This is a genomic window from Dysgonomonas termitidis (assembly GCF_054657735.1).
In genome coordinates, this window is the sequence record NZ_BAAHYD010000001.1 from 848715 (window position 1) to 861536 (window position 12822).

Consider the following 12822-nt stretch of genomic DNA (forward strand, 5'->3'; position numbering starts at 1 on the left):
GAATATTTAGGGTCTGCTGAAAAACTCAGCAGACCAATTCATATTTAATTCGGTTTGCGTCCGCTATTTCCCGGTTCCGATAACTATTATTGCGTCCATCCGATTTATTAGCGATTATCTCCAACAGCAATGCTGAAAAACTAAACCATAAGTTCTGAATAAGACACGGGAGTGCCATCCCCGCCAATTTGACCAGGTTTAGCACAAGGAAGATGCAGGCAATCCATGATTCGCTTGTTTGTCGGAGTCTGGCTTTGATACGGTTTAAGCCATAACCTGTTTTGGCTTGTCCAAACTTTCCTTCTATTGGATTACGCTCTCCCGGACTTACATGAATTGACATGGGCGAAGGCCTGCCCAGTGGCTTTGCTAAAAGTTTGATGCCTTTTTCCTTGAGCATAACCCGATTGGGACGACTACAGTAAATCTGATCAGCGAGTACTTCGCGGGGGTAGCATCCGAACCGTTCACGATACTTTTCAACATAGTGCTCCATGTGACTTCCCTCGTTAAAAGCATCCCAGGAAAGTTCATCCAGAAACGAGATGCCATCAATAATGGAAACATGTATCTTGGAACCAAACTCTACCTTGGCTTGACTCTTTCCTCTGACTATGGGGCGTACATGAGGTTGATGGATGCTTACTATCCGGTCTTCCACTGTATGCGTCCTGGACTTATACATGTACAACTGTTGATCAAACAAGGTCTGGATAACATACAAATATTTCCGATCCTTCTTCTTTAAGGGAAGGTTAGGATAAGCATCCAGCAACCGATGGATAGAATTTATATTCCGCTTGAGATACCCCAATTGAATGCGAACGGAGTTTCTGATCTCTTTCTTGCTCTTTTTCTTCTTCTGGGCTGTCTTCAGATAGCGTTTGCGAGCAACCTTGCGGTAGCTACGCGGCTTTTTATCATGTAACAGATGGGTATAGAGCTGATCAATCAGGTTTTCCGATATTTCACGAGCTTCGTTGAGCAGATTCAAATCCGTTGGATAAGCAATATCCTGTGGACAAGCAGTAGCATCAAAAATGATCCGGCCTTTGTTCGCTGAGCCACCGGATAAGGAATCCTCATCAGGATCAATGCCGGAATCGTCTTTATCCGATTCTTTTTTCACAAACTCCATCCCTGTCTTCAACTGAACAATCCGCTCGTTGATCGCATTGATCGTATCTAGACCCAAGCGTTTTCGTAAATCCACAAACAGTGAAGCATCAAATGGGGCTTCATGGGTGAAGCTACAGTACCCCAGAAAGTATTGCATATAGATGTTTTCCGAAATCTGACTCACTGTCTCCCGATCATCCAAATTGCAAAGATGCTTGATCATTAGAGAACCCAAAACCACACGAGGACTCAATCCCGGTCGACCCGTTGAACTAACCCCTACATGTTTGAGGTAAAGATTGCAAATCTCATCCCAGGGAATCAAATGGGACAATACAACCCAACGGTTTCCCGGATCGAGTTGCTGATCGAATGGATTTTCAAATCCCGATAAAACCAACTGATTCGGACTCGCATAATTGGGACTAAGTGCACGACTTTTGCGCTGTTTCTTCATATATCCTTGCATTTGGAAAAAACAAATATAAGTATTTTCACTCATCCTTAACGAATTATCAGTTTATCAGCAGACCCTATTTATTGTTTAGAGGGCAATTGGAATAAGAATCCACGAAGCAATCAAAGTGTAAAATCGATGCTTGAATAACTTCGTACTTTTTCGGGGATTAAATATATCTACTATAAATGTAATACCGAAGAAGAATTCTTTTATCGCATACAACAATTTACAAAGGGAACTTATAAAAACTATACTGTACTTTATTTAGCGTTTCACGGTCGTACTAATCGCATTGAAGTAGAACACCGACTAATAACACTAAAGGAAATAGCAACGGCTGTAGGGGGCAAATTAGCCCGTAAAATCGTACTCCACTCTTTGTATTCATTGTATATTTTGCAAATTAATATTTTTAGTTTAGCTAAGAACTTCTATGTTAATTGATTACGCGTTATCTTTTCTCCATTGGGCAGGTGTTGTTCCGTAAAATGCTTTGAAACATCTGCTAAAGTATTTTGTAGAAGAAAAGCCCAGTTCGATTCCTATCTCGGAAATATTTAAATGAAGATAATTTTGGAGTAGGTGGATAGATTCCCGCATTTTTATATTTAGGGCAAATTCATTAGGGGATAAGTTTGTTATTTCTTTCATTTTAGTATATAACTTATTTCGTCCCATTCCTAATTCAGATGCCAGCACATTCATATCAAATCCCGGATTGTCAAAGTTCTTCTTTATTATCTCCGTTACTTTATTAATGAACTTTTCTTCCTGTTCGGATTGTACATCGAATATTATTGCAGATCCCTCGTTTTTTACCATATTCCTGTATAGTAACTGCCTGTTTTTGACAATGCTGTTGCAGCGTGCTTTTAGTATTTCTATGTTAAAGGGCTTTGCTACATAATCATCGGCACCGAACATATAGCCTTCAATCGTCTGATCGGTGGAATCCTGGGACGTAAGCATTACTACCGGAATATGTGACAGGTTTATATTATTTTTAATTCTGTAGCACATTTCTTTACCTGACATTACAGGCATCATTACATCACTGAGTATGATATCCGGAATAATCTCCGTTCCTATTTCCAATCCTATTTTTCCATTCAGGGCTGTGTACACTTTATATTTATCTGAAAAGGCATCCCGGAGCAATTCCAGAAGTTCTTCGTTATCTTCCACAATAAGAATAGAGTATGGAGAATTTTCATTACCACCGGAATTAACGTCAAGATCAGTTTCTACATTTTCTTCCGATACTTTGTTCCTGTTTTCATATTGTTCTGACTTATAAGGGAGTATCATGCTAGAGAGGGAATCTGCCTTTAATTCCGTTTCGTTGAAATGAGAATAGCCTTTTAATAATTTTATTTCAAAAATACTGCCTTCGTTTATAGTACTAACCACACTTATTTCACCACGGTGGCTTTCCACTATCTCTTTTGTCAGGGCAAGGCCGATACCGGTGCCGAGGCTAAATCCGGAAGTTCTGTATTCCACCTGATAGAATCGTTCGAAGATATTTGATAGTACATCGGACGGTATCCCGATTCCATTATCTTCGATCAGGATATGTATGTATTCATCGTCACGGATCCGGATAGTGATGCTCCCTGAGTCAGATGTGTATTTAAAGGCATTTGATAGTAGGTTATAAATGGCCTTTTTGAATTGAGCCCTGTCAATATAAGCAGTAATATTTCTATCCTCTGAAAAATCATAAATATAGGTAATATGATGTTTACCGGCGTATTCGGTAAAAGACTCATAGATGCCTTTAATATATTCGACCAAATCAACTTTTTCAATCTTCAATCTGTAAAATCCTTGTTCCTGTTTTCTGAAATCCAGCAATTCGGATATAAGATCTCGCATATGGGTTGCATTATTAAGCACTTTGGAGATTTTTTGTTTTAATTTGTGTTCCGGGTTTTTAGATAGCATGGATTCAGTCTGTGCTATTATCAGGGTTAATGGAGTTCTGAGTTCATGAGAGATATTAGTGAAAAATTTTAGTTTCATCTGGTTTAATTTCTCATTTTGCTCTTTTTCTTTTCTTTCAATTTTTAAAGCCGAATTTATCTGGGAACGCCACACAAAGAAACGTATGATTCCTGTAATAATTGATATAAGCAAAATCAGATATATTGCATAAGCGAACGTGGTTTTATAAAAAGGGGGACTAATCCTGACAGTAAGCGATTTAGATTTAATTTCCCCTATATCCTTCGAAGGATTGATTTCTCTCAGCAGGAGTTTATATTCACCAGGACTGATATTTGTATATACAATTGTATTGGACGAGGCTTGATTCCAATTTTCGTCAAAATTTTCAAGCTTATATTCATAATTCAATACAGCATCTTGTGAGTAATTTGAAGTTGCAAATTCAATAGATAAATTATTCTGATTGTATCTGAGGTCTATTTCATCGCAGAGGAAGAGGGCTTTATTTAGAATTTTTGAGTCGTCTCCTGGCGATATATGCTTATTATTGATGAATAATTTGTCAAAATACAAAGAATAATTCACAGGCGAAAAATGTATGAGTTGAGATTCTTGTACAGACGCCAAACCGTTAGTCCCTCCAATAAATACTTCTTTATCCCGGGTTATGTATGAACTGCTGCCTTCGAAGAATCCGGTAATGGGAAAATTACGCCGGGAACGATACAGGGTATTGCCGTTTTTGGGGTTGAATATTGTTAAAGCATTGTTGTGCAACAAGAGGAGATAACCTTCGCTTGTCTCGGAAATATGATAACAGAAATTACTGAACTGTTTCTCATTCTCTTGTGTATAATTTTCGAAGTCATCCGTCCGGGGGCAATAACGAAATAATCCGGAACCTATAGTGCCGAAAAATAATTCTCCGCTTTTCGTTTCCAGTATTGAGGTTACTTCGAATTTACCGATAGAACGGGGTTCGTTTTTATTATACGAGTATTGCTTTACTTCCTTTGTATTCAGGTCTATACATTTAAGGTCCGGGGTTGATAACCATAACCTGTCCTTGCTATCTATGAAAAATGTATAAATGAAATTGCTGTTTATCAGATTATTTAGTTCAGTATCATCACTGAACGGTTTTATTTCGTCTTCGCCAATATTTATTCTGAATAAACCTCCTCTTATCTGCACTATAATGGAATTTTTATATCTGCTTATGTCCTTGATGGAATTACCGGATAAGGCATTATTGGTTATGATTGATTGATTCAATAATTTATGGCTTTTCGTTTTGAGATCAAAAACGCATAAGCCGAGGTTATGGATGCCTATGAAAAGTCTATCCCCTGTTTCATCATAATAAATACTTTTAAGATTATATCTTATTGCCGAATCAGGATCATATCCGTCATAGAGGTATCGTGTAAACTTCCGCGTTGCCAGATTAAGGCAGTTAAGGCCGCCGCCTTCGGTACATATCCATAGATTACCGGATCGGTCTTCCGCCATTTTCCCCACAAAGGGGAAACTCAGGTTATTTTTTCCGACCGAACTGGCGTTGTAGAAGTTAAAAAGGTCAAATTTAGGATTGAAATAATTAGCCCCGCCAAAGTAGGTCCCGATCCAGAGAGTTCCCTGCTCATCTTCGTAAATCGAAAATATCGACGAATGGCTCAAACTGTGGGGTTGGGTATCGTCATGGATATAATTTGTCCAGTTCTTACTATTCTTGTTGAAACTGTTTAATCCGAAAAATGTGCCTATCCATACAGTACCCAGATTATCCTCAAAGATGGTCCGTACCTGGTCGTTCGACAGAGAGTTTTTTCCGGCAATATGGAAATAGTGATGTTTTAGATTTCCTTCTCCGTCAAATATATATACGCCTTTGTCTTTAGTCCCGGCCCATACCCAGCCATCTTTGTCTATATATATGGAATTTACATAAATATTTTCTAACAGATTATCCCTTTTTGAATTAGGGCTACCCGCTTTTAATACAGTCAGCCCGCTCCGGCCTCCCACCCAGATATCATTTTCACGGGATACGCATAATGCATATACTCTTCCAATATTCTCTCTCACAGTCGCATATAGTGATATCTTGTCAGTTTCTTCAGAATATGTATATACCTGATCATCGGTAATAAACCATAATTTACCGTTTTTATAGAATATTTCGTTTACATTTTCTTTCAATCGCCGGAACTTTTCTCCAACAATATCGTATTTTATGAGATCATAATTAGCCTTTATGTAAATGGCCCCTTTTTTATTCCCGGTTATTGATAAAATATTATTGTGAGTAAGCTCGGGAAATTCTGCAGAAGACCTGAATATCTGTATTGCATTGCCATTATATCTGCATATACCTTCTACAGTGCCGAACCACATTGCTCCTGTCTCATCCTGATAGATGGACATGACGTTTATTTGTGGCAGTCCTTGAGTACTTCCCAGATGATTGAAGTATATATTATCTGATAATCCTGGTAATGTGATTAAGAATAAGTTTATGTAGATAATTATGGCTTTCATTATTATATATTAAGGTTTATCGAGTTCGGTTTTTATAAAAAATAATAATGCCAATCAGTAGTATTAAAAGGTAACAAAAGTAACACATGTTTCAGTTAACAGTAAACAATCAGTAATAAACAGAAATACAGATTTTTGGCTCTGCCAGTCTTGACTCACCGGCGCTTCATCTATTTTTAATTGACTAACGTCGAATGCTGCCCCGCTTCGCTTAAAAACTACTACTTGTTAAAAAGTAACAAAGGTAACAGAAAATCAGTAAACAGTTATCAGTTAACAATCCTTTCTTGCAAACCGCATTTCTCCCGGTGTATCTGCGTGTCTTTCCTGCGAGCTTCAGAGTCCTCGTTTTTTTATTTCTGCTTCTCATATTCTTTCGTTGATTATCTGTATAATGTTAAAAAGTAACAAAGGTAACAGATATATCAGTTATCAGTTAACAGTAAACAGTTAGCAGTAAACAGTATTTCACGCAGAGACGCTAAGGCGCAAAAGGTAACAAAGGTAACAGTTTTTTAGCCTTTGTGCCCTTTGTGATTCCCATCGTGTACTTAGTGGTTAAAACTCTTTACCACAAGGGACACAAAGGTTTACACAAAGAACACTATATAAAAGGTAACAAAGGTAACACATATATCAGTAAACAGTAAACAGTCAACAGTTATCAATTAACAACTTGTATGTCGTATCTTGTTTACTCGTATCTTGTTTACTTGTAACTCGTAACTGCCCGAAGGGCGAAGTAACTCGTAACTGCTTTAATCAATACGTCAAAGAACTATCATCCAAATGCTTTCGGCTCTGTCTATATAGATAAAGTTATATATATAAGATAACACTTGATTTTTTCCCACGACTCACATTAACTATCCATTAATAATAAATATATGTCAGTCTATCTTAAAATAGCCCAATAGAGGCTGGCAAAGGTGTTTTTACTTTATTGCTTTTATTCCGTTATAACTCAAACAGCTTCTTAAATTAATTACCGTTTACCCCACTTTTTTTGTGCGGTACAAAATTATCCCATAATCGGTACAAAAAGTACCCTTTTTGAAATTCAAGTGCAATATTTTTGTCGGGTTAATCCTAATATCTAAACGATTTGTAATTCACTCTTAATATTAATTTATGATGTTCTGCTCAAAAAAAGTAATACTTTTCCAGTCTGTTTTTCGTCTGAAAATATGGAACTTAACTCCGTTTTGTCAGAGAGGAAAAGAAAGCATACAATATCCATACCCCTCAGGATTTTTTTCCATATTCATAATATAAATCCCAATCTTAAAAATGAGACGATATGTTAATTAAAACTTAAAGCCGGGCCAGTCCAATTTTAATAAAGAAGGTCCTTTGAGATTGAATCTTGAAAACCGATTGTTAACTTAAAATGAATTCTCTGATGAAAATTACTAAAAAATGCAAAAGAAATAGAAAGCTGCTGAAAAGCTTTCTGTTAACGGCTCTTTACCTGTTTCCATTGATAGCAATGGCACAAACTCGTATTGTTGGAGGCGTAGTCACGGATCAGGGCAACGAGCCTCTGATCGGAGTGAGTGTTGTTATAAAAGGTACGACTACAGGAACACTCACAGATACTGATGGAAAATATACTATTAATGTACCGGATAAGGAATCCGTCCTTGTGCTTTCATATATCGGATATGTCATACAGGAACAGAAAGTGGGAGAACGCACTGCAATAGATGTTGTCCTGCAAGAAAACAACAAACTGTTGGATGAAGTCGTCGTTGTCGGTTATGGCGTACAAAAGAAAATAAACCTGACAGGAGCGGTTTCTGCAGTAGATTCAAGGAAGCTGGAAAACCGTGCCACAACCAACCTTTCGAGTTCGCTTTCCGGTCTGGCTTCCGGTGTCACAGTGAAGCAGTCGAGCGGTAAGCCGGGCAGCGACGAGGCGGACATCCGCATCCGTGGTATCGGTACGTTTAACAAAGATTACCTGTCACCGCTTATTATCGTGGATGGCTCGGAGGCAAGCATCAGCTCGGTCAACCCGGATGATGTGGAAAGTATCTCATTCCTCAAAGATGCGGCTTCGGCAAGTATCTACGGCTCGAGAGGCGCCAATGGCGTCGTTCTCATCACCACCAAAAGAGGCAAAAAGGGCGAAGCGCCGCGCATCACTTACTCAGGTATTATCACCCGGGAGAAGATGAGCGGCCAGAAGTTTAATTTTGGTAGTAGTTTTGCCGATTACATGGAGCTCTATAACCTCAAGGAACGCCTTACGATGACCAGTGTGGACAATCTGACGAACGGCACGGGTGTATCCTTCCCGCAAGAGCTGATAAATGAATGGAGGGCTGCCGAAGCCAATCCCAACGGCATCTACACTGATCCGGAGACAGGCAATCAAGCCCCTAACTGGTTGGCATACCCTACTACCAACTGGGTAGACTATCTTTTTCAGTCTGCTACCACACAGAAGCACAACATCTCTGTGGCCGGCGGTGGCGATAAGAGCAATTATCTGCTTTCGTTCAACTATCTCGACAACCCCGGAACACTCGAAAATACAGGACTGAAGCGCTATCAGGGGCGTATTAACCTTGAAACCAGGATTACCGACTTCCTGCGTGTGGGCACACAGACTTACGCTACTTTCCAAAAGCGCGATCCGGGCAACACCAACCTTACTTATCTTTTCCAGACCTATCCGAGCATTATGCCGAAATACAACGGACAGTATGGCGGCAGCGATTATGCTCCGGAAACGAACAACCTCCTGAAGGAAGTGGCCGGAACGGGCGGATACTACGATCAGACGAGGCTCAATACCACCTGGTTTGCCGGCGTTGACTTCGGCAAGGGCCTGACGGGTGAAGTACGCTTCAATTACCAGACCCTGTTTGATGAACAGGCTACCTATGGCAGGCACATCGACCTTATCTCATTCCGTTCGGGTAAGGTGCTGCAGGCAGGCAGTACAGTGGAACAGGCGACTACCACCCGTGCTACCACCCGCTATCAGAACAATACCACTACTGCGACGCTGAACTATATGAAGAGTTTCGGTAGTCACGACATTACCGCGCTACTCGGCTTCGAGCGTTATCAGTGGAATAAGAAAGGCTTCACGGCTACGCGTACAGGACTGCTGGATTTTGACCTGCCCGACTTCAACGCGGCCACTGATAAAATAAAATCCCCGACCGTAGGCAGCTCGGATGACTGGAAGAATCTGGCCGAACAGGACTACGGAGTAGTATCGTATTTCGGGCGTATCAACTATGCCTATAAGAATCGTTATCTGATGGAGGCGAATTTCCGTCGCGATGGCAGTTCACGCTTTGGCCCCGACTACCGTTGGGGAACATTCCCTTCTTTTTCGCTTGGCTGGCGCCCGCTGGAAGAAGATTTCATGGAGTCTGCACGCAACATCTTCAGTAACCTGAAGCTCCGCGGCTCGTGGGGAAGGTTGGGTAATACTACTTCGGGCTACTACGAGTGGCAGGCCACTTACAGTGCGCAGAACTATGCTTTTGGTGACGCAATCTATAAAGGTCTGGCGAAGAGCAAGCTTGCCAATCCCCTGCTGCACTGGGAAGCCGTGACCTCTACAGATATCGGCCTCGACCTTGGCTTCCTGGACAATCGACTGACAGCCGAAGCCGACTACTACGTGCGCAAAACGAAAGGTATCCTTGCCAGTCCCAGCATGTACCTGACAATGGGTACAGTGAGCGCCCCCACTACCAACACATCCGATATGGCGAACAAGGGGTTTGAAATCACCTTGGGCTGGAAAGACAAAATCAAGGACTTCAGCTACGCTGTCAGCGCTAACTTCTCTTATAACCGGAACGAAGTGACCAAGTACAAGGGCGTTTATAAAGAAGGCTGGGAAACGGATGCTAACGGCAACAAAGTATGGGTGACCAATCGCGGGGAAACTGCCAGTATTGACGGCAATAATATCGTGACGGAAGGGCATCCCTACAACGAATACTATATCTACTCCACCCACAAAGGTAACGGAGACTACTTCCTTGCCGATGGAAAACCAGATCCTAACGGTGGTCCCCGTGATGGTATGATACGGACAAAGGCCGACCTGGACTGGGTACGCGCCATGATTGATAATGGCTATAGCTTCAACGGACAGACTGTAGGACAGGGCAAAGGCTTGTGGTACGGCGAACGTATCTATGCCGACCTGAACGGTGACGGCAAGTATGGCACTGCCGACGACCGTTACTTCTCCGGCAAGAACAGTGTGCCTAAGTACAGCTTTGGATTTAACCTATCTGCCGAATGGAAAGGCTTCGACCTGAGTATGACATGGGCAGGTAACGCCGGCTTCAGTTATGTCATCTACAGCCGGGGCTTCAATATAGCAGCCGGACAGAAAGGCGATGTGATGCCAATGGACGCATACACGAACTTCTACCGTTACGACCCTCTGGCTGCTCTGACAGATGCAAATTATGACCCGGCTCAGGACCCCAAAGCCAATGTAAATGCTATCTACCCGCGACTGGGGGCCGTTGCACACCTGAGTAACGAAACCGAGGTGTACAATGCCAGCTACATCAAACTGAAGACCCTCCAGATCGGCTACACTATACCCAAGAAGTGGGCGCAGAAAGTGTACGTCAACAATTTACGCGTTTTCTTCTCCGGTGAGAATCTGTTGACAATTACCGACTTCCCCGGCGTAGACCCCGAATACGGCGGCAGCGGATACCAGACCTATCCCATCCCGCGCATGCTTTCGGCTGGTATAAACATAACATTTTAAACTAAAAGGAAGACTATGAACATGAAAAAAATAACCTATCTGACAGTAGCTGCCACCCTCGCTTTTGCAATAGCAGCCTGCACCGATGTACTCGACACTGTTCCTTCAAACGCCGTGGCGAGCGGAACCATGTGGACTAACGAAGCTCTTACCGACCAGGGAGTGGCGGGTGTGTATGCGCCCATGCGTAACTGGGGATTCTATTCCAACAATGCAGGTGACTACAGCGCATCCGACTGTGTCCCTTTCGAGATACTGGGCGTGTCGGGTGAAATTCGCTTCGAAGTGAAATACCTCACAGGGGTGGCCGACGCCAACTACGGATTGTTCAGCACTATGTGGAAGAAGTTATATGAAGGCGTACACCGTGCTAACGACGCCATTGCCAATCTGCCGACTGCCGGTGGCATCACAGCAGAAAAGCGCGGACGCCTGACAGCCGAAGCCAAGTTCATGCGGGCTTACTATTATATGCGCCTGAATGAGTTGTACGGACGGAACGGTCTGGGCGTGCCCGTCTACACCGAACCTGTGGCTGCCGAAGAATGCAACAGGGGACAGAGTCCCGAAAACGAAGTGTGGGCTCTTGTGGAACAAGACCTCACCGATGCCATCAACGAACCTAACTTTCCCGGCAAGTATCTCGAAAAGGGACGTTCCAGTAAGGGCGCGGCATACGCTTTCCGCGGAAGGGCGCGGCTACTCCAACAGAAGTATGCCGAAGCGGCCGATGACTTCTCGAAGGTAAAAGCATGTGGCTTCGGACTGTTCCAGGGAGGCTATAAGCAGCTCTTTACGCAGGCTAACGAGGGTTGTGAAGAGATGATCTTCTCTCTTACCAATATCGAAGAGAACGGCTTCGGTTCCATTATCCAGAAATACGCCGGCACACGTTCGGCAGGTGGTAAGGCAGGCGGTAACGGCTGGGCCGACTACATGGTGAATCCCGCCGTGGTGGATCTATATGAGAAAACTAACGGTTCACCGTTCGACTGGGATGAAGCCATCCCGGGCTACAGTGCCATGACCCCTTCAGAGCGGGAAGTCTACTTCGTGCGCGACACGAAGAGTGATGACCCTAGCTGGGTGGCGACAAATACCATCTTTAAGAATAACTCTGCCAAGCCAGCCTACCTGCCCGAAGGTAATGAAGCACGCATCAAGTTGGTATATGCCGACCGTGACCCGCGTCTGGGATTCAACGTCATTACGCCTTACAGCGAGTTCTTCGGGCTGGACGCGAACGGAGGCAATGTGGCGGTGAACACCGTCTACCGCTATCCTGTGAAAGGCGGAAACCAGCACCTCAGCCAGACCGGTGTTAATGACCTTTCGCTGAACGATGCGAACGCCACAGGATTCATGTACTACCACCGCAAGTTTATCATTGAGGGGGCCAACCTTGAGAGCCGCGACTATAATCCTATAGACGAACCTATCATGCGCTATGCACAGGTGCTGCTGATGTGGGCTGAGGCTATAGTACAGCAGAATGGGAGTCTCACGGATGCAGCCTCTAAAGTCAATGAAGTGCGTGGCCGTTCGTCGGTGAATATGCCCGGCTATACTTTTACTTCAAAAGAAGACGCCATGGAGAAAATCCGGAACGAGGTACGACGCGAGTTCGTGGGCGAAGGCGTGGACTTTTATGAAGAATTGCGATGGGGTACTCTGAAGAAAGTGAAATACGAAGGTAAGGCTGGCGGCTTCTCTATCTACGATGGAGGTGCGCACAACATTCTCGGCGGACGCTCCAACCGGCCCGCAGCAACCAATCTGTGGAGTACGTACAATGACTACAGCATCTGGCCTGTACCCCGCACCGAAATAGAGAAAAATCCGAATTTAACCCCGACTCCGGGATGGCAATACTAATGTAAATGACAATAAGGGTTGCCTCATCTTTTTGGGGTAACCCTTATTATGATGGAATACAATTATTTCTTTTGTAGCGAAATATGTATAAAATAAATAACCAAGACTGTTG

The 12822-nt window shown here is 43.0% G+C and carries 5 protein-coding genes; 3 read left to right on the plus strand and 2 right to left on the minus strand.

Annotated elements, in window-relative coordinates:
- Nucleotides 1-25: 25 nt before the first annotated feature.
- Nucleotides 26-1576 (minus strand): IS5 family transposase, encoded by a 1551-nt coding sequence (locus tag ACYQ3L_RS03395; RefSeq protein WP_459952245.1) that lies wholly within the window; start codon nucleotides 1574-1576, stop codon nucleotides 26-28.
- 168 nt (nucleotides 1577-1744) lie between these two features.
- On the opposite strand from ACYQ3L_RS03395, the gene ACYQ3L_RS03400 reads away from it, so the two are divergent.
- Entirely contained in the window at nucleotides 1745-2023 is a 279-nt protein-coding gene (locus ACYQ3L_RS03400) for a DUF6642 family protein (protein WP_379993386.1), read from the plus strand.
- Here ACYQ3L_RS03400 and ACYQ3L_RS03405 read toward each other — a convergent pair whose 3' ends face one another.
- Entirely contained in the window at nucleotides 2024-6070 is a 4047-nt protein-coding gene (locus ACYQ3L_RS03405; RefSeq protein WP_379993384.1) for a hybrid sensor histidine kinase/response regulator transcription factor, read from the minus strand.
- 1402 nt (nucleotides 6071-7472) lie between these two features.
- Here ACYQ3L_RS03405 and ACYQ3L_RS03410 point away from each other — a divergent pair.
- Both ACYQ3L_RS03410 and ACYQ3L_RS03415 read left to right on the plus strand, forming a co-directional pair.
- Nucleotides 7473-10835 (plus strand): SusC/RagA family TonB-linked outer membrane protein, encoded by a 3363-nt coding sequence (locus ACYQ3L_RS03410; protein ID WP_379993383.1) that lies wholly within the window; start codon nucleotides 7473-7475, stop codon nucleotides 10833-10835.
- Nucleotides 10836-10850: 15 nt separating this feature from the next.
- Entirely contained in the window at nucleotides 10851-12710 is a 1860-nt protein-coding gene (locus tag ACYQ3L_RS03415) for a RagB/SusD family nutrient uptake outer membrane protein (RefSeq protein WP_379993382.1), read from the plus strand.
- Nucleotides 12711-12822 lie beyond the last annotated feature (112 nt).

Bases quoted from the DNA above. Each gene is read 5' to 3' on its own strand.
- ACYQ3L_RS03395 (WP_459952245.1), bottom strand. From the start codon at position 1,576: ATGAAGAAACAGCGCAAAAGTCGTGCACTTAGTCCCAATTATGCGAGT.
- ACYQ3L_RS03405 (WP_379993384.1), bottom strand. From the start codon at position 6,070: ATGAAAGCCATAATTATCTACATAAACTTATTCTTAATCACATTACCA.
- ACYQ3L_RS03410 (WP_379993383.1), top strand. From the start codon at position 7,473: ATGAAAATTACTAAAAAATGCAAAAGAAATAGAAAGCTGCTGAAAAGC.
- ACYQ3L_RS03415 (WP_379993382.1), top strand. From the start codon at position 10,851: ATGAACATGAAAAAAATAACCTATCTGACAGTAGCTGCCACCCTCGCT.